The sequence below is a fragment of the Streptomyces sp. CAI-85 genome, assembly GCF_013363615.1.
GTDB classification, from domain to species: domain Bacteria; phylum Actinomycetota; class Actinomycetes; order Streptomycetales; family Streptomycetaceae; genus Streptomyces; species Streptomyces antibioticus_B.
Window position 1 is genome coordinate 1 of the sequence record NZ_JAANNX010000015.1, and the last position, 18587, is coordinate 18587.

Annotated in this window: 16 protein-coding genes; 14 read left to right on the forward strand and 2 right to left on the reverse strand. The window is 72.4% G+C overall.

From position 1 onward, the window contains the following. On the reverse strand, positions 1-1117 hold a 1117-nt coding region (locus tag G6W55_RS18770; protein ID WP_175522006.1), incomplete at its 3' end, for a homocysteine S-methyltransferase family protein. Between the two features lie 820 nt (positions 1118-1937). Here G6W55_RS18770 and G6W55_RS18775 point away from each other — a divergent pair. The 7 genes from G6W55_RS18775 to mtnB all read left to right on the forward strand — a co-directional run bounded on the left by G6W55_RS18775 (position 1938) and on the right by mtnB (position 9475). Next, the gene (locus G6W55_RS18775) at positions 1938-2702 is read left to right on the forward strand and encodes an IclR family transcriptional regulator (RefSeq protein ID WP_030795467.1); all 765 of its coding nucleotides are present in this window, start codon (positions 1938-1940) and stop codon (positions 2700-2702) included. A gap of 360 nt (positions 2703-3062) precedes the next feature. Continuing rightward, positions 3063-3857 carry an MIP/aquaporin family protein gene (locus G6W55_RS18780; RefSeq protein ID WP_175522007.1) on the forward strand — a complete coding sequence of 265 codons (795 nt, stop codon included), beginning with the start codon at positions 3063-3065 and terminating at the stop codon, positions 3855-3857. Positions 3858-4031: 174 nt separating this feature from the next. Continuing rightward, positions 4032-5573, forward strand: coding sequence for a glycerol kinase GlpK (gene glpK, locus G6W55_RS18785; protein ID WP_175522008.1), 1542 nt, complete (start codon positions 4032-4034; stop codon positions 5571-5573). Between the two features lie 45 nt (positions 5574-5618). Then, entirely contained in the window at positions 5619-7232 is a 1614-nt protein-coding gene (locus G6W55_RS18790; RefSeq protein WP_175522009.1) for a glycerol-3-phosphate dehydrogenase/oxidase, read from the forward strand. Between the two features lie 298 nt (positions 7233-7530). Beyond that, positions 7531-8130, forward strand: coding sequence for an acireductone dioxygenase (locus G6W55_RS18795; RefSeq protein ID WP_175522010.1), 600 nt, complete (start codon positions 7531-7533; stop codon positions 8128-8130). Further along, positions 8127-8870: an acireductone synthase gene (gene mtnC, locus G6W55_RS18800; protein ID WP_175522011.1), complete on the forward strand. Its 744-nt coding sequence runs from the start codon at positions 8127-8129 to the stop codon at positions 8868-8870. The genes G6W55_RS18795 and mtnC overlap by 4 nt, the downstream gene beginning before the upstream one ends. After that, a complete protein-coding gene (gene mtnB, locus G6W55_RS18805; protein ID WP_175522012.1) occupies positions 8867-9475 on the forward strand; it encodes a methylthioribulose 1-phosphate dehydratase in 609 nt (202 codons plus the stop codon). Before mtnC ends, mtnB begins: the two co-directional genes overlap by 4 nt. Before the next feature lie 31 nt (positions 9476-9506). Here the strand turns inward: mtnB and mtnA are convergent, their stop codons facing one another. Continuing rightward, the gene (gene mtnA, locus G6W55_RS18810) at positions 9507-10538 is read right to left on the reverse strand and encodes an S-methyl-5-thioribose-1-phosphate isomerase (protein WP_175522013.1); all 1032 of its coding nucleotides are present in this window, start codon (positions 10536-10538) and stop codon (positions 9507-9509) included. Between the two features lie 323 nt (positions 10539-10861). Between mtnA and G6W55_RS18815 the strand changes: the two genes are divergently transcribed. The 7 genes from G6W55_RS18815 to G6W55_RS18845 all read left to right on the forward strand — a co-directional run bounded on the left by G6W55_RS18815 (position 10862) and on the right by G6W55_RS18845 (position 18564). Beyond that, on the forward strand, positions 10862-11914 hold the full coding sequence (locus G6W55_RS18815) for a BMP family ABC transporter substrate-binding protein (protein ID WP_175522014.1): 1053 nt from the start codon (positions 10862-10864) through the stop codon (positions 11912-11914). Beyond that, a complete protein-coding gene (locus G6W55_RS18820; RefSeq protein ID WP_175522015.1) occupies positions 11895-13436 on the forward strand; it encodes an ABC transporter ATP-binding protein in 1542 nt (513 codons plus the stop codon). Before G6W55_RS18815 ends, G6W55_RS18820 begins: the two co-directional genes overlap by 20 nt. Positions 13437-13453: 17 nt before the next feature. Next, positions 13454-14500: an ABC transporter permease gene (locus G6W55_RS18825; RefSeq protein WP_175522016.1), complete on the forward strand. Its 1047-nt coding sequence runs from the start codon at positions 13454-13456 to the stop codon at positions 14498-14500. After that, positions 14500-15366 (forward strand): ABC transporter permease, encoded by an 867-nt coding sequence (locus G6W55_RS18830; protein WP_175522017.1) that lies wholly within the window; start codon positions 14500-14502, stop codon positions 15364-15366. The genes G6W55_RS18825 and G6W55_RS18830 overlap by 1 nt, the downstream gene beginning before the upstream one ends. Then, complete coding sequence (locus tag G6W55_RS18835; protein ID WP_175522018.1) at positions 15363-16115, forward strand: nucleoside phosphorylase; 753 nt, start codon at positions 15363-15365, stop codon at positions 16113-16115. The genes G6W55_RS18830 and G6W55_RS18835 overlap by 4 nt, the downstream gene beginning before the upstream one ends. Next, positions 16112-17446 carry an amidohydrolase gene (locus G6W55_RS18840; protein ID WP_175522019.1) on the forward strand — a complete coding sequence of 445 codons (1335 nt, stop codon included), beginning with the start codon at positions 16112-16114 and terminating at the stop codon, positions 17444-17446. The genes G6W55_RS18835 and G6W55_RS18840 overlap by 4 nt, the downstream gene beginning before the upstream one ends. Before the next feature lie 191 nt (positions 17447-17637). Continuing rightward, positions 17638-18564 (forward strand): PAC2 family protein, encoded by a 927-nt coding sequence (locus G6W55_RS18845; RefSeq protein ID WP_030795428.1) that lies wholly within the window; start codon positions 17638-17640, stop codon positions 18562-18564. The last annotated feature ends 23 nt before the right edge of the window (positions 18565-18587 follow it).

Consider the following 18587-nt stretch of genomic DNA (forward strand, 5'->3'; position numbering starts at 1 on the left):
GGCCCTCCAGCATGGCCTCGCGGAACTTCTTGGAGCCGTTGGCGTTGGTGCGCTCGCCGATGGCCAGGTAGGAGGTGTCCTGGCGGAAGGGGACGCTCTGGTAGAGGGAGGCGGCGCCGGCCTCGGGGCGGGGGTCGCGCGGGGCGGGGGTGAGGTCGCGGACGCGTTCGACGACCTGGCGCAGATGCTCGGGGGTGGTGCCGCAGCAGCCGCCGATCAGGGAGAGGCCGTAGTCGCGGACGAAGTTCTCCTGCGCGTCGGCCAGCTCGGAGGCGGTGAGGGGGTAGCTGGCGCCGTCCTTGCCGAGCACGGGCAGGCCCGCGTTGGGCATACAGGCGAGCGGGATGCGGGCGTTGCGCGCCAGGTAGCGCAGGTGCTCGCTCATCTCGGCGGGGCCGGTGGCGCAGTTCATGCCGATCATGTCGATGCCGAGCGGCTCCAGGGCCGTCAGGGCGGCGCCGATCTCGGAGCCGAGGAGCATGGTGCCGGTGGTCTCGACGGTCACGGAGACGATGAGCGGGACGTCCAGGCCGGCGGCGGCGCGGGCGCGGTGGGCGCCGAGCACGGCGGCCTTGGTCTGGAGGAGGTCCTGCGTGGTCTCGACGATCAGCGCGTCGGCGCCGCCGGCGATGAGGCCCTCGGCGTTCTGCTGGTAGGCGTCGCGCAGGGTGCCGTAGGCGACGTGGCCGAGGGTGGGGAGCTTGGTGCCGGGGCCGATGGAGCCGAGGACCCAGCGGGTGCGTCCGTCGCGGGCGGCGAAGGCGTCGGCGGTCTCGCGGGCGATGCGGGCACCGGCCTCGGAGAGTTCGTGGACGCGCTCGGGGATGTCGTACTCGGCCATCGCGGCGAAGTTGGCGCCGAACGTGTTGGTCTCGACGCAGTCCACGCCGGCGGCGAAGTACTCCTCGTGCACGGAGCGGACGATGTCGGGCCGGGTGACGTTGAGGATCTCGTTGCAGCCCTCGAGGTTCTCGAAGTCCTCGAGCGTGGGCTCCTGGGCCTGGAGCATGGTGCCCATGGCTCCGTCGGCGACCACCACTCGGGTGGCCAGGGCCTCTCGGAGCGCGGACACACGGGTCCGGCTGTCGGCGGAAGGGGTCGGCGGCACAGAGGCCATGAATGGGCTCCCTCGAATGCGACGGCTGTCGGCTTTGCGCCACCCCGGGCCCCGCCCGAGGAGGTACGCACGCCGCCAGCGTAGCCGGGCCGGCCGCAGTATGGTCAGCCCGTCCATGTGCCGGACGACGGCGTCGCGGGACCGGCGGAGGGGCGGGGCCGGCAGCCGGACGGGTCTGCTGCCGCACCGCGAACGTGTCCCCACCAGGGCCCGAGCGGGCTCCACCCCGACCGCTGTCGGGCTCCCACCAGCTCCCTGGCGCGGCACGAGCGGGTCGCTGGCGAATCGTGAGCCGCCCTCGAGCGGATCCCGGGCGAGCCCGGAGCGCCCGCCCGGGCGTGGTCCGGACGGGTTGCGAACGGCACCACCCGGGCGGGTCGCAAATAAGGCCCGGGCGGGGTCCGAACGGGTCGTGCCCAGGGACACGCAGGGGTCCCCAGCAGGGGCCGGACGGGGCCCCGACAGAGGCCAGGCAGATCGCCGGCGGAGGCTGATGAATCCCTGGCCGGGGACCGGACGAGTCCCCGAAGGGGGCGTCCAGGTCTCTGGCGGGGACCGGACGAGCCCCCGAAGGGGCATGCGGGTCCCGGCAGGGTCCCGCGGGCCCCAGAAGGTCCCCGGCAGGGCCCCGGAGGGGTTCCGGAAAGCCGCCGGCAGGTTCCCCGTAGTCTCCAGGCGGCCGATAAAGGGGGCTCCCAGGGCTGTCGTTCGGGGCCCGGGTGGCGTAAGACATGTCGGCTGGGCATTGGCGGGAGGTCGGCATCGACCGGTAGTGTTCGACATTGCCGAACAGCGGTAGGGGACGGAGACAGGACGGGCGATGGCACGGAACATCCAGTCGGTCGAACGGGCGGCCGCGATGCTGCGGCTGCTCGCGGGCGGCGAGCGGAGGCTGGGCCTGTCGGACATCGCGTCCTCGCTGGGCCTGGCCAAGGGCACCGCCCACGGGATTCTGCGCACCCTCCAGCAGGAGGGGTTCGTCGAGCAGGACGAGCCGTCCGGCCGCTATCAACTGGGCGCCGAGCTGCTGCGCCTGGGCACCACCTACCTCGACGTGCACGAGCTGCGCGCGCGGGCGCTGGTCTGGACGGACGACCTGGCCCGTTCCAGCGGTGAGAGCGTTCATCTGGGCGTCCTGCACCAGCAGGGCGTGCTGATCGTGCACCACGTCTTCCGGCCCGACGACAGCCGGCAGGTCCTGGAGATCGGGGCCATGCAGCCGCTGCACTCCACGGCGCTGGGCAAGGTGCTGTCCGCCTACGACCCGGTCGCGCACAGCGAGGTCGTGGAGGCCGACCGCAAGGCGTTCACGGACCGCACAGTGTGCGACCTGGACGACTTCGAGCAGCTCCTCGACCTCACCCGCGCGCGCGGGTACGCGGCGGACGTGGAGGAGACCTGGGAGGGCGTCGCCTCCATCGCCGCGCCCATCCACGACCGGCGGCGGATGCCGGTGGGAGCCGTGGGCGTCACCGGCGCGGTGGAGCGGCTGGCCAGGGACGGCGAGCTGCGCCCCGAGCTGATCGCGGCCGTACGGGACTGCGCCCGCGCGGTGTCGCGGGACCTGGGCGCCGGACGCTTCTGAGCAACACACGAACACACCGGGGCGCCGTGGGCGTTCCGGCTTTCGGCATGCCCGCCTACGCTGAAAACTCCACTCAACGGGACATTTACGGCAGAGTGGCGCTCACCGTCCGAAGCCACCGGAACACCGATAAGCAGCCTCGATCAATAACGATCGCACTTTCGATAACAGAACCCTTGACGCACTCGTGAGGCCGGAGCAAGACTCCCGTCCATCGGTCGGCATTGTCGAACACCTACCGGCAATAAGCGCTAGAGTGTGGCAACGCCAAGGGCCGGCACAGCTCTCACCCCGAGGGCAGTCCGAACACCGGCGGGACCCGGTGTTCGGCCCCTTGGACGAACGACAAAGGAGTCGCGGGTGTCCAGCTCCGACATCTTCATCGGCGAGACCATCGGTACCGCCATACTCATCCTGCTCGGTGGCGGCGTCTGCGCCGCCGTGACGCTGAAGGCCTCCAAGGCCCGCAACGCCGGCTGGCTGGCCATCACCTTCGGGTGGGGTTTCGCCGTACTGACGGCCGTCTACACCTCGGCCCCCCTCTCGGGGGCCCACCTCAATCCGGCCGTGACACTCGCGCTCGCGATCAAGGACGACGACTGGAGCAACGTTCCGGTCTACTGGGCGGGCCAGCTCCTCGGCGCCGCGATCGGCGCGGCCCTGGTCTGGGTCGCCTACTACGGGCAGTTCCACGCCCACCTCACCGACAGGGAGATCGTCGGCGGTCCGGGGGCGCAGGCCACCGCCGCCAAGGCCGTCGAGGCCCAGGAGCAGGGCGCCGGCCCGGTCCTCGGAGTCTTCTCCACCGGCCCGGAGATCCGCGTCGTCTGGCAGAACCTCGCCACGGAGATCATCGGCACCGTGGTGCTGGTGCTCGCCGTCCTCACCCAGGGCCTCAACGCCGACGGCGACGGCCTCGGCACCCTCGGCGCCCTGATCACCGCGCTCGTCGTCGTCTCGATCGGTCTGTCCCTGGGCGGCCCGACCGGCTACGCGATCAACCCGGCCCGTGACCTCGGTCCGCGTATCGTCCACGCCCTTCTGCCGCTGCCCAACAAGGGCGGCTCCGACTGGGGCTACGCCTGGATCCCCGTGGTCGGACCGCTGATCGGCGGCGCCGTCGCGGCAGGCATCTACAACGTCGCCTTCGCTTAGGAGCATGCGCTGAGGAGCACTTGCTGAGGAGCACGCAGGCCCACACGCAGGCCCACGGTGGAGGCCGAGCCCGACCGCCCGGCCTCCACCGCACGCACCACGCACCGAGCACCACGCACCGAGCACCGCGCCGTACAGACAGCCCTCTTCCACGGAACACCCCAGGAGCACACCGTGACCGACGCCCACACCGCCGACCCCTTCATCGCCGCGATCGACCAGGGCACCACCTCCTCCCGCTGCATCGTCTTCGACAAGGACGGCCGGATCGTCTCGGTCGACCAGAAGGAGCACGAGCAGATCTTCCCCAAGCCGGGCTGGGTCGAGCACAACGCCAACGAGATCTGGACCAACGTCCAGGAGGTCGTCGCCGGAGCCGTCGCCAAGGCCGGCATCACCCGCGACGACATCAAGGCCATCGGCATCACCAACCAGCGCGAGACCACGCTGCTGTGGGACAAGAACACCGGTGAGCCGGTCCACAACGCCATCGTCTGGCAGGACACCCGCACCGACGCCCTGTGCCGCGAACTCGGCCGCAACGTCGGCCAGGACCGCTTCCGCCGCGAGACCGGCCTGCCGCTGGCCTCCTACTTCGCCGGCCCCAAGGCCCGCTGGCTGCTCGACAACGTCGAGGGCCTGCGCGAGCGCGCCGAGGCCGGCGACATCCTCTTCGGCACCATGGACACCTGGGTCATCTGGAACCTGACGGGCGGTGTCGACGGCGGCAAGCACTACACCGACGTCACCAACGCCTCCCGCACCATGCTGATGAACCTGCACACGCTGGAGTGGGACGAGAAGATCGCCGAGTCCATCGGAGTCCCGCTGTCGATGCTCCCCGAGATCCGCTCCTCCGCCGAGGTCTACGGCGAGGTCACCGGCGGCAAGCTGGGCGACCTGCTGGGCGGCATCCCGGTCGCCTCCGCGCTCGGCGACCAGCAGGCGGCCCTGTTCGGCCAGACCTGTTTCGCCGAGGGCGAGGCCAAGTCCACCTACGGCACCGGCACGTTCATGCTGATGAACACCGGCGAGAAGATCATCAACTCCTACTCCGGGCTGCTGACCACCGTCGGCTACCGCATCGGCGACGAGAAGCCGGTGTACGCCCTGGAGGGCTCGATCGCCGTCACCGGTTCGCTGGTGCAGTGGATGCGCGACCAGATGGGCCTGATCTCCACCGCCGCCGAGATCGAGACGCTCGCGCTCTCGGTCGAGGACAACGGCGGCGCCTACTTCGTGCCGGCCTTCTCCGGACTGTTCGCCCCGTACTGGCGCTCCGACGCCCGCGGTGTGATCGCCGGTCTCACCCGGTACGTCACCAAGGCGCACCTCGCGCGCGCCGTCCTGGAGGCCACGGCCTGGCAGACCCGTGAGATCACCGACGCCATGACGAAGGACTCCGGCGTCGAACTCGCGGCCCTCAAGGTCGACGGCGGCATGACCTCCAACAACCTGCTGATGCAGACCCTCTCGGACTTCCTGGACGCCCCCGTGGTGCGCCCGATGGTCGCCGAGACGACCTGCCTCGGCGCCGCCTACGCCGCCGGTCTCGCCGTCGGCTTCTGGACCAGCACCGACGACCTGCGCGCCAACTGGCGGCGGGCCGCCGAATGGACCCCCCGCATGGACGCGGAGACCCGCGACCGTGAGTACAAGAGCTGGCTCAAGGCCGTGGAGCGGACCATGGGCTGGCTCGACGAGGACGAGAGCTGACGCGGAACCCGTCCCGACAGCTCTGAAGAGGAGTAAGAACCCGACATGACCAGTCCCACCCTCCAGTCCGTGCCTGCCCTCGGTACGCGCCCGGCCTCCGGCTCCAACCCGAGCCGCGCCGAAACCCGGGAGCAGCTCTCCAAGGCGTCGTACGACCTTCTCGTGATCGGCGGCGGCATCCTGGGCATCTCCACCGCCTGGCACGCCGCGCAGTCCGGCCTCAGGGTGGCTCTGGTCGACGCCGGCGACTTCGCCGGCGCCACCTCCTCCGCCTCCTCCAAGCTGCTCCACGGAGGTCTGCGCTACCTCCAGACCGGCGCGGTGAAGCTGGTGGCGGAGAACCACTTCGAGCGCCGTGCGGTCTCCCGCCAGGTGGCCCCCCATCTGGCGAACCCGCTCACGTTCTACCTCCCCGTGTACAAGGGCGGGCCGCACGGCGCGGCGAAGCTCGGGGCGGGCGTCTTCGCCTACTCCGCCCTGTCGGCCTTCGGTGACGGCGTGGGGCATCTGCTCTCGCCGGCCAAGGCCGCGCAGGACGTGCCCGAGCTGCGCACCGACAACCTCAGGGCCGTGGCCGTGTACGGCGACGACCAGATGAACGACGCGCGGATGGCGCTGATGACGGTCCGCGCGGCCGTCGAGGCGGGCGCGGTGGTCCTCAACCACGCCGAGGTCAGCGGGCTGCGCTTCACCCGCAACCGGGTGACGGGCGCCGAGCTGCGCGACCGGCTCACCGGCGACGAGTTCGGGGTGAACGCCCGGCTCGTCCTGAACGCGACCGGCCCGTGGGTCGACCACCTGCGGCGGATGGAGGACCCGGACGCGGCGCCGTCCATCCGGCTGTCCAAGGGCGCGCACCTGGTCCTGAAGCGGACCTCGCCGTGGAAGGCCGCGCTCGCGACCCCGATCGACAAGTACCGGATCACGTTCGCCCTGCCCTGGGAGGACATGCTGCTCCTCGGCACCACCGACGAGGAGTTCGAGGGCGATCCGGCGGACGTGTCGGTGACCGAGAAGGACACCGCGCAGATACTCGACGAGGCCGCGTTCTCCATCCGCGACCAGCAGCTCGACCGGGACCTGATCACGTACGCCTTCGCCGGTCTGCGGGTGCTGCCGGGCGGGCCCGGCGACACCGCCAAGGCCAAGCGCGAGACGGTGGTGACCGAGGGCCGGGGCGGGATGCTGTCGGTGGCGGGCGGCAAGTGGACGACGTTCCGTCACATCGGCCGCACCGTGATGCAGAAGCTGGAGGCGCTGCCCGGGCATCCCCTCGGCGACGACTTCGAGCCGATCTCCTCGCTGCCGAAGAAGCTGCCGCTGCCCGGTGTCGCCAACCCGCGCGCGGTCGCCCACCGGCTCCTGGTCGACCACCCGGCGCCGGGCCCGCGGATGGCCGCCGACACCGCCAAGCACCTGGCGACGCACTACGGTTCGCTGGCCTTCGACATCGCCCGGCTGGCCAACGAGGACCCGCGGCTCGGCGAGCGGGTCCACCCGGACGCGCCCGAGATCTGGGCGCAGGTCGTCTACGCCCGGGACAACGAGTGGGCCGAGACGGCCGACGACGTGCTGCGGCGCCGTACGACGCTGACGATCCGCGGTCTCGCCACGGACGACGTGCGCGCGAAGGTGCAGGACGTGCTCGACAAGAAGTGACGCGCCCGCATGCCTCCCCCGTCCCGGTCCACTCCCCTTTGACCGGCGCGGGGTGACAGGGGAGGGCCCCGCCGTACCCGGGGCCCGAACCGGGAAGGGGCGGCTCCACTCCGGTGGAGCCGCCCCTTCCGTATGCCCCGCCACGCGCCGCGTTTTCGCCGGTCAGGACATACTCCCGACATGAAATGGACACGAATCTCGCGATATGAGACAACACCGTGATCACGGTCGGTGTACACGGCATCCGGAGCTACCATCACGGAACCCCCACCCCTTCCAGACGCACGGAGTTGCCTCCATGACCCTGTTGACGACCTGGCCCGAGACCGGCCCGGAGACCCTGGTCCGCCGCACCTCCGACCCCGCCGAGATCGCCGAGGCCCTCAAGCCGCTCGGCGTGCGCTACGAGCAGTGGCCCGTCCGCGAGGACGTGCCTGACGACGCCGACAGCGACACCGTGTTCGCCGCGTACGGCCCGGAGATCGAGAAGCTGAACGCCGAGGAGGGCTTCACCACCGTCGACGTCCTCGGCCTGCACCCCAGTGACGACCCGGAGTTCCCCGCGAAGGCGAAGGCGGCCCGCGAGAAGTTCCTCCAGGAGCACACCCACGAGGACGACGACGAGGTCCGCTTCTTCGTCTCCGGCTCCGGCATCTTCTATCTGCACGCCGGCGGCGAGGTGCACGCGGTCCTCTGCGAGAAGGGCGACCTGCTCGGCGTACCGCGCGGCACCACGCACTGGTTCGACATGGGCACCCGGCCGTCGTTCACCGCGATCCGCTTCTTCCACGAGGAGGACGGCTGGGTCGGCAGCTTCACCGGCTCCACCATCGCCTCCCGCTTCCCGGACTACGACACCATCGCGGCCGGTCACGACGGCGACCGGGCCGCCGCGTGAGCCTGCGCCACCACCCGTTCGACGTGGACGCCGTGGTGCTCGACATCGAGGGCACCACGAGCGCCACGGGCTTCGTCGTCGACGTGCTGTACCCGTACTCCCGCGCCCGCTTCGCCGCCCTGCTCACCGAGCGCGCCGACGAACCCGCCGTGGCGCGCGCGATCGCCCAGGTACGGGAGTTGAGCGGGAACCCGGACGCCGGTCCGGACGCGATCGAGAAGACGCTCAACTCCTGGCTGGACGACGACCGCAAGGCGACCCCGCTCAAGACGCTCCAGGGCATCGTCTGGGCGGAGGGCTTCGCACGCGGCGACCTCGTCTCGCACTTCTACGACGACGTCGTCCCCGCCCTGCGGGCCTGGCACGCGGCGGGGCTGCGGCTGTACGTCTACTCGTCCGGCTCGGTGCCGGCGCAGCGGGCGTGGTTCGGCCACAGCCCGGACGGCGACCTCACCCCGCTCCTCTCGGGCCTCTACGACACCGAGAATGCGGGCCCCAAGCAGGAACCGGCGTCGTACCGCCGGATCGCCGGATCGGCCGGGATCCCCGGCGGCCGGCTGCTCTTCCTCTCCGACCGGCCCGGCGAGCTGGACGCCGCGCGTGCGGCCGGCTGGCACACCGCCGGGATCCGGCGGCCCGGGGAGCCGTACTACGAGCAGGGCGTCGGCGACCACCCGCAGGCGGGGACGTTCGACGAGATCACCATCAGCACGACCAGCACCACCGGGAGCACCGCATGACCGCCGAGATGAGCGCACTCGACCTGGAGGAGGCGGGCGCGGTCCTGGCCGCCGAGTCCGCCCGCTTCGCGTCCTTCGGCTGGATGCGGGGCACCTCGGGCAATCTGTCCGTGGTGCTCTCACGCGATCCGCTGCGCCTCGCGGTGACCGCCAGCGGCCACGACAAGGGTGAACTGACGCCCGCGGACGTGGTGCTGGTGGACGGTCAGGGCACGGCCGTCGGGGACGGGCGGCCGTCGGCGGAGGCCGAGCTGCACGCGCGGGTGGCGGCGCTGACGGGTGCGGGCGCTGTGGTGCACGTGCACACCGTGGCGTCCGTGGCGCTCGGTCACCGGCACCCGGGCGGGATCGTGTTCCGGGACCTGGAGATGCTCAAGGGCGTGGGGCAGCCCGCGCACGACGTCGAGGTGACGCTGCCGGTCATCGCCAACAGCCAGGACATGAAGGTGCTCGGGGACCGTCTGGAGGCGGCCCGTGAGCCCCGGATGCCGGCGGTGGTGGTGGCGGGCCACGGGCTGTACGTGTGGGGCGACAGCCCGCGCCAGGCCCGTCATCACACCGAAGTGGTGGAGTGGCTGCTGGAGTTGGAGCTGACCAGGCGCTGACCAGCTCCTCCCCCGCCCTCCCTGTTCCGGGCTATCCCGGCCGCTCGCCCGGCAGTTCGCCCGCCGACACCTCCAGGACACCGCGCTCGGTGACCAGCCCGGTCACCAGGCGTCCCGGTGTGACGTCGAAGGCGGGGTTGTGCCCGCGGGAGGCTGCGGGTGCCGTGCGGACGCCGGCCCACTCCAGCACCTCGTCCTCGCCGCGCAGTTCGATGTGGATGTCGTCGCCGGTCTTGGTGGCGAGGTCGACCGTGGTGGTGGGCGCCGCGACCAGGAACGGGATGCCGGCGTCGGCGCAGGCGAGGGCCACGCCGACCGTGCCGACCTTGTTGGCGGTGTCGCCGTTGGCCGCGATCCGGTCGGCGCCGACGATCGCCGCGTCGACCTCGCCGCGCAGGATGGTCCCGGCGGCGGCCCCGTCGGCCTGGACGTAGTGCGGGATGCCCTCCTGGGCCAACTCCCAGGCGGTGAGCCGGGATCCCTGGAGCAGCGGGCGGGTCTCGTCGGCGTAGACGACCTCCAGGCGTCCGCGGGCGTGGAGTTCGCGGACGACACCGAGGGCGGTGCCCCACCCGGCGGTGGCGAGGGCGCCGGTGTTGCAGTGGGTGAGGACACGCAACGGCCGCTCCCCGCCCACGCGTCGGAGGAGCCAGTCGGCGCCGTGGGCGCCCATCGCGCGGTTGGCCTCGACGTCCTCGCGCTGGACGGCGGCCGCCTCTTCGAGGACGGCGTCGAGTCCTTCGGGGAAGCGGGTCATGACCCGGTCGACGCACACCATGAGGTTGACGGCGGTGGGGCGGGCCTCGCGGACGCGGGCGACGGCGGCGCGCACCTCGGTCTCGGTCCAGCCTTCGCGTGCGCCCTGGAGCAGGGCGAGGGCGACGCCGTAGGCACCGGCCGCGCCGATGGCGGGGGCGCCGCGCACGACGAGCCGTCGGATCGCGTCCACCAGGGTGTCCACATCGCGGACGTCGACGGTCTCGGTGCGGTGCGGGAGGACGGTCTGGTCGATCAGCGCGAGGCCGGTTCCGGTCCATGCGACGGCGCGCAGTTCCTGGGACATAACGGGACACTCCTGATGTTCCTGTGGTGTCCGACACCGTACATGACCTGGGAGAACCATAGTTCGAGACAGCCGTACGCCTGTCTGGAAACGGGTGGTACTGTCCAGAACCCAGTCCGCGGACCGAGACGAAGGAGGAGACCGTGATGCTGACCAAGCGCCGTTTCCTCGACTTCGGCCGGTGCTGCGGCGACGGCTGTCGACGCTGACCTCCGCCCCGGCGCCCCGTCACCCCTCAGGCTCTCGCCCTCTCTTCACCCGTTCCTCCCTCTTCACCCGCTCGCCGTCGAGCGCGGTTCGCCGTATCCCCGGAAGGTCCCCCGATGTCCCGCAGAACCCGCCGTACCCTGCACGCAGTCACCGCCACCGCCCTGCTCGTGGGCGCCGCCACGGCGTGCAACGCCGCCGCGAAGAAGGACACGTCCGACAGCGCGGACGGCGGCAGCGGGAAGTCCTTCACCCTGGTCACCCCGGACGCCGTCGGGCAGAACGAGTTCCTCAAGCTGGCCGTCACCGGCATCGAGAGCGCGGCGAAGCAGCACCAGGGCACCCGGAAGGTCTACGAGTCCACCGACGCCGCCTCCCAGCAGCAGAACGTGCAGGCCGCGGTGGACGCCGCGCCGGACGTCATCGTGCTGGTCGGCTTCGAGTTCGCCGACGTCGTCGCCCAGCAGGCGCAGAAGCACCCGAAGCAGCAGTTCCTGATCGTGGACGCCTGCACCACCAAGACGTTCGCGAACGTCAGTTGCGCGGTGTTCCGCGAGCACGAGGGCGTCTTCCTGGCCGGCGCCGAGGCGGGCCTGCTCAGCAAGTCCGGCAAGGTCGGCGCGGTGGACGTGCTCGACACGCCCCAGTTCCGCCGCTACAGCGACCCGTTCGCGGCCGGCGCCAGGAAGGTCGCCGCGAAGACCGAGACCTCCACGCGCTTCGTCGGCGGCCAGTCCCCCTTCGACGACTCGGCCCGCGCCAAGGAGCAGGCCAACACCCTGCTCGCCAAGGGCTACGACCACCTGATGGCCGCCGCCGCGGCCGGCAACTACGGCGTCTTCGAGGCGGCCAAGGCCAAGGGCGCGTTCGCGTACGGCGTGGACGTCAACCAGTGCACGGCGGCGCCCGGCACGGTCGTCGACAACGTGATCAAGCGCACGGACGTCGCCGTGGCGAAGGGTGTCGAGGCGGTCCTCGGCGGCACCACGGGCACCACGGTGTCGTACGGCCTGAAGGAGGGCGGGATCAGCCTGACCGGTCTGGAGGACGGGGTGGAGTCCTCCCAGTGCGTGATCGCCGAGCACAAGGACGTCCTGACGAAGGTCGAGGCGCTGCGCGACCAGATCGTGTCCGGAGAGCTGAAGGTCGATGACCCCGCCGCGAGCTGAACCCGAACTCGCCGTCGAGCTGCGGGGGATCACCAAGCGGTTCCCCAGCACGCTCGCCAACGACGCCGTCGACCTGACCGTCCGCCGCGGCGAGATCCACGCCCTGATGGGCGAGAACGGCGCGGGCAAGTCCACGCTGATGTCGATCCTGTACGGCATGGAGCGCGCCGACTCGGGATCGGTGCGCGTCGACGGGCGGGACGTGCGCTTCACGAGCCCGTCGGACGCGATGGCGGCCGGACTCGGCATGGTCCACCAGAGTTTCAAGCTGTTCGGCTCGCTGACGGTCGCCGAGAACGTCGTCTTCGCCGCCGAACCGCGCCGCTTCGGTCTGGTCGACCGGGCCGCCGCCCGCCGCCGGGTGAGTGAACTCGCCGAGGAGCACGGCCTGTCGGTGGATCCGGACGCCCGGGTGGGCGATCTGCCGGTGGGGCTGCGGCAGCGGGTGGAGATCCTCAAGCTGCTGCACCGCGGCGCCCGCACACTCGTCCTGGACGAGCCGACGGCGGTGCTCACCCCGGCGGAGGCGGACGCCCTGTTCGCCGTCCTCAGGTCGCTGACCGCGCAGGGCCGTACGGTCGTCCTGGTCACCCACAAGCTCCGTGAGGTGCTGGAGGGTTCGGACCGGGTGACCGTGCTGCGCGACGGCCGGGTGGTCGCCCGGCTGGACACCGCCACGACGACGGCCGACGCGATCGCCGCCGCGATGACCGGCCGCGCGGTGGAGCTGGACCGCCTCCATCCGCCGGGCACCCCCGGCGCCGAGGTGCTGAAGGTCACCGGGCTGCACACCGCGTCCGTCCACGATGTGGACCTCACTGTCCACGCCGGGGAGATCGTCGGGATCGCGGGCGTCGCGGGCAACGGGCAGAGCGAGCTGGTCGAGGCGCTGGCCGGGCTGCGTCCCGTCACCGCCGGGCGCGTCGCGCTCGCCGGTGACGACATCACGCACGCCTCGGCCACCGAACGCCGCGCGAAGGGCCTGGCGTACGTGCCGGAGGACCGGCACGCGGTCGGTACGGCACCGGCGGCGTCGGTCGCCGAGAACCTGGCGATGGGCCATCACCGCACCTCCCTGTCCGCCCGCGGTCTGCTGCCGCCGGCGGCGGTGCGCGCCCATGCGCGGCGGCTCGTCGAACGGTTCGGGATCAAGGCGGCGACCACCGAGGTGCCCGCCTCGGCGCTGTCCGGCGGCAACCTCCAGAAGCTGCTGATCGGCCGTGAACTCGCCCATGACGCCCCGCTGCTGCTCGTCGAGCAGCCCACCCGCGGGGTCGACATCGGCGCCGTCCAGACCATCCACGACGAGCTGATCGCCTACCGCGACGCCGGGCACGCCGTGCTGCTCGTGTCGGCCGAACTCAGTGAGATCCGGGGGCTCGCGGACCGGGTCCTGGTGATGTACGAGGGCCGGATCGCGGCCGCGTACGCCAAGGAGGACGCCGACGAGCGGACCCTGGGCCTCGCGATGGCGGGTGCCGGGACGGCCGCGACGACCACGGAGGCGGCCGAACGGCCATGACACGCGGACCCGTTGACATGACACGCATATCCGGAGCGCTGCGCTCCCCCCTCACCTTCTCCGTGCTCGCGGGCCTGCTCATCGGCGCCCTGTTCCTCGTCGGAACCGGCGCGGACCCGCTCACCGCGTACGGGGCCGTGCTGACCGGCGCGCTCGGCGGCGACGGCATCGGCGCGACCCTGACCACCGGCACCAGCGTGCTCGGCCTCGCGCTGGCGCTCGCGATCCCGCTGCGCGCGGGGCTGATCAACCTCGGCGGCGACGGACAGATGGTCCTCGGCGGGATCACCGCCGCGGTCACCGGGCTCACCTCGCCGCTGCCCGCGCCCCTCACCGTCGCCCTGGCGCTCCTCGCGGGCGTCGCGGCGGGCGCCGGGTACGCGGTGCTGGCGGCCCTGTGCGAGAACCACTTCGGGGTGCCGCTGCTGGTCAGCAGTCTGCTGCTGAGCTACCCGGCGGTGTCGCTGGCCTCCTATCTGGCCCGCTATCCGCTCAAGGAACCGGGCTCCAGCCTGCCGCAGACCCGCGCCCTGCCGGACGGGGTGGCGCTGCCCGCGTTCGGCGACTCCACCGTCACCCTCGGGCTGGTGCTGGTCGTCCTCGCGGCGGCCGCCTACTGGTTCACCGACCGGCGCACCGCCGTCGGCTACGAGATCCGGATGACCGGCCTCAACGCGCGGTTCTCCGCCTACGCCGGTGTCGAACGCCGGGGCCTGACCCTGCGGTTGATGGCGGTCTCCGGCGGGCTCGCCGGTCTGGTGGGCGCGATCGGGGTGCTGAGCTTCCCGTACCGGTTCGTGGACGGCTCGCTCACCGCGCCCGGCTACACCTGGACCGGTCTGACGGCGGCCCTGCTGGCCGGCGCGGCGCCGCTGGGCACGCTGGTCGCCGCGTTCTTCTTCGCCGTCCTCCAGGTCGGCGGCCTGGCGATGGAGCGCACCACGGAGGTGCCGCGCGAGCTGACGCAGGTGCTCCAGGCGATCGTCATCGTGTTCCTGGCGGCCCGGCTGCGCCTTCCCGGCCGTCTGCTGCGCCGCCGTTCCCGCGAGAGGGAGGCGGTCTGATGTTCCTCGACTCCGATCTGCTGCTGTCGGCGCTGCGCGCCCTCACCCCGATCCTGCTGGCCGCCCTCGGCGGCGCCCTGTGCGAGCGGGCGGGCGTGTTCAACATCGGCCTCGAAGGCATGATGCTGATGGGCTGCTTCACGGCGGTGGCGACGAGCTGGTTCACCGGCAGCCCCTGGCTGGGGGTCCTCGCGGCCGCACTCGCGGCGGCCGGGTATTCCCTGATCCTGGCGGTGGGCGCGGTGACCCTGCGCGGGGACGCGGTCGTCCTCGGCATCGCGATGAACCTGCTCGCCGTCGGTCTGACCAGCTTCCTGCTGCGGACGGTCTTCGGCGTGCAGGGCACCTTCGACGATCCGGCGCTGGCCGGACTGCCGCTGATCGGCGGCTTCACCCCGCTCGCCTACCTGTCGTGGGTGGCGGTCGCGGTGGCGGGTGTGCTGCTGTCCCGGCATGTGTGGGGGCTGCGGCTGCGCGGGGTGGGCGAGGCGCCGGACGCCGCGGCCACGCTGGGCGTACGCCCCGCCTCCTACCAGTACGGCGCGATCCTGCTGTCCGGAGTGCTGTGCGGTCTCGCGGGCGCCCAACTCGCCCTGGGAAACGTGACGTTGTTCTCCGAGAACATGACCGCGGGGCGTGGTTGGATCGCGGTCGTGGCCGTCATGCTGGGCCGGGCGGCACCGCTCGGCGTGCTGCTCGCCGCGCTGCTCTTCGGGCTCGCCGAGGCGGCCGGCTTCCGGCTCCAGGGCCTCGGTCTGCCGCAGCAGGCGACCGACGCCGCGCCGTACGTCGTCACGCTCGGCGCGCTCTTCCTCACGACGGCCCGCCGCCGTCGCCGTCCCCGTCCCTCTGGAGCACGTTCATGACGCACGACCTCCTGCCCATCACCCGCATACCGCGCACCGGGCTGCCCGCCCACGCCGTGGTCGTCGGCGACCCGGCGCGCGCGGCGGCCGTCGCCGCGCTCCTGGACGGCGCCGAGGAGGTGTCGTACCACCGCGAGTACCGGGTGTTCAGCGGCAGTTGGAAGGGCGTGCCGGTGGTCGTCGCCTCGCACGGGGTGGGCGCGCCGGGCGCGATCCTGCTGTTCCAGGAGCTGGCCGACGCCGGCGTGCGCACCTTCCTGCGGTTCGGCACGGCGGGCGCGATCCGGCCGGGCATCGCGGACGGCGATCTGGTCGTCGCCGAGGCGGCCGTCCGCGACGACGGCGTCACCCATCAGCTTCTGCCCCCGGAGTATCCGGCGGTCGCCGCGCCCGAGGCGGTGTTCGCGCTCCAGCGGGCCGCGCGCGAGCAGGGCGCCCCGCACCACCGCGGTGTCGTGTGGACCCGGGCGGCCTTCCAGCCGGGGCTGCTCCCGCTGTTCTCCTACGAGGGCGCCGGGCTCGCCGCCATCGAGATGGAGCTGTCGGCGCTGCTGGTCACGGCCTCGCTGCGCGGTCTGGTCGCCGGCGGTGTGCTGGTGATCGACGGGGCGAACGCCGACGAACTGGTCGACGAGGAGGCCACCGGCGGCTACGACCCGCACCGCGAGGTCGTCGCGGCCGGTGTCGAGCGCGGCGCCGTGGTGTCCCTGGAGGCGCTGCGGCTGCTGGCCGAGGAGGCGGGGGCGTGAGCGTCGACCTGCTGGTGCACGGCGGTGACGTCCTGACCGCGGACGACGCCGGGACGGTCCTGCGGGACGGGGCGGTCGCGGTGGACGGGGGCGAGATCGTCGCCGTCGGCCCGGCCCGCCATCTCAGGACGCGGTACACGGCGCGGACGGAGATCGACGCCGGGGGCTGCCTGGTGCTGCCCGGGCTGATCAACACCCATACGCATCTGGCGATGACGCTGCTGCGCGGCCGCGCCGACGACGTCACCCTCCAGGGGTTCCTGGAGCGGGTGCTGCGCTGGGAGGCGGACCTGCTGGCGCCCGAGGCGGTCGCGGCGGCGGTACGGCTGGCGGTCGCCGAGAGCGTCCGGGCCGGGGTCACCTCGGCGCTGGACATGTACTGGTTCCACGAGGCCGCCGAGCGGGTCGCGCGCGAGGCGGGCTGGCGACTGCTGACCGGGCCGACCTTCATGGACGTGCCCGAGCCGCCCGACGGCCTCGCCTACGAGGACCGGACGGCGTGGGCGCGCCGGGACCTGGCGGCGCGCGCGGAGTCGGTGCGGGACGGGGAGCGGCCGGTGGTGTTCGCGCACTCCGCGTACACCCTCTCGCCCGATCAGCTCACCGAAGTGTTCGCGCTGGCGCGGGAGTTCGGGGCGCTGGTGCACATCCACGCGGCGGAGAACGCCACCGAGGTGGCCACCGTCGAGGTCAAGTACGGCAAGCGGCCGGTGGAGTTGCTGGACTCGCTCGGGCTGCTCGGCCCGGACGTGCTGCTGGCGCACGCGGTGGATCTGACCGGCCCGGAGATCGCGGCGCTGGCCCGCACCGGGACGGCCGTCGCCCACTGTCCGGTGTCCAACCTGAAGCTGGGCTGCGGGATCGCGCCGGTGCCGCGGCTGCTGAGCGCGGGCGTGACCGTGGGCCTGGGCACCGACGGGGCGGTCAGCTCCAACTCCCTCGACGTGCTGGGGGCGGTGCGGCAGGCGGCGCTGGTGCACAAAGCGGGCGGCGACCCGACGGCGGTCGGCGCCGAGCAGGCCGTACGGATGGCGACGGTCGAGGGGGCGCGGGCGCTGGGTCTCGGCGACCGGCTGGGGTCGCTGGAGGTGGGCAAGCGCGCCGACCTCGTCGTGCTCGACCTGGCCGCGCCGCATCTGCGTCCGGCGCACGATCCCTGGTCGACGCTGGCGTACGCGGCGCACTCCTCGGACGTGCGGGACACGGTGGTGGACGGCCGGGTGCTGATGCGGGACCGCGTGCTGACGACGCTGGACGAGCGGGCCGCGATCGCGGACCTGGAGGCGCTGGTCGCCTCGCACCCCGGCCGGAGCGCGGACGTACCGGCCTGAGGCCGCCCGCGCGTGAGGCTGTGGGTGCGTGAGCCCGCCCGCGCGTGAGGCTGTGCGCGGGCGGGGGTGTCCGGGGGTGAGGATCGGGGCAGTGATCCGTTCACTCCCCCGTGCAAGGGGGCTGCGGGCGCCCCCGCGAAACGCCGTAAGGTTGGGTGGTCAGGCGAGGGCACGTCGGAAGGAGGCGCTGGGTGATCGAGCTCGAGGGGGTACCCGAGCTGATCGACCCGGTCATGGTGGCCGCGTTCGAGGGCTGGAACGACGCCGGCGACGCCGCCTCCACCGCGGTCGCGCATCTGGAACGGGAGTGGAAGGGCGAGGTGTTCGCGGCGCTGGACGCCGAGGACTACTACGACTTCCAGGTGAACCGGCCCACGGTGTGGATGGACGCCGGCGTGCGCAAGATCACGTGGCCGACGACAAGGTTGTCGGTCGTGCGGGTCGGCGGTGACAAGCCGCGGGACCTGGTGCTGGTGCGCGGGATCGAGCCGTCCATGCGCTGGCGGTCGTTCTGCAACGAACTGCTGGGCTTCGCACACGAGTTGGGCGTGGAGCTGGTGGTCATCCTGGGCGCCCTGCTGGGCGACACCCCGCACACCCGTCCGGTCCCGATCAGCGGTACGACGTCCGATGCCGACCTGGCGCGGCGGATGGACCTGGAGGAGACCAAGTACGAGGGTCCGACGGGCATCGTCGGTGTCCTCCAGGAGGCGTGCACGCACGCGGGCGTGCCCGCGGTGTCGCTGTGGGCGGCCGTGCCGCACTACGTGTCGCAGCCGCCGAACCCGAAGGCGACCCTGGCCCTGCTGAACCGGCTGGAGGACCTGATCGACGTGCGTATCCCGCTGGGCGAGCTGCCCGAGGACGCGCGTGCCTGGCAGGTCGGCGTGGACCAGTTGGCGGCGGAGGACAGCGAGGTCGCCGAGTACGTGCAGACGCTGGAGGAAGCCCGCGACACTGCGGAGCTGCCGGAGGCGTCCGGCGAGGCGATCGCGCGTGAGTTCGAGCGCTATCTGCGGCGCCGCGACGGCGGGGGCCCGCCCGGTCCCGGGGAGCGGACCCGTCCGCCGAAGCCGCCCAAGCCGCAGAACGACGACGAGGACTCGTCGGAGGACTGACCGGCGGAGAACCGGACCGGCGC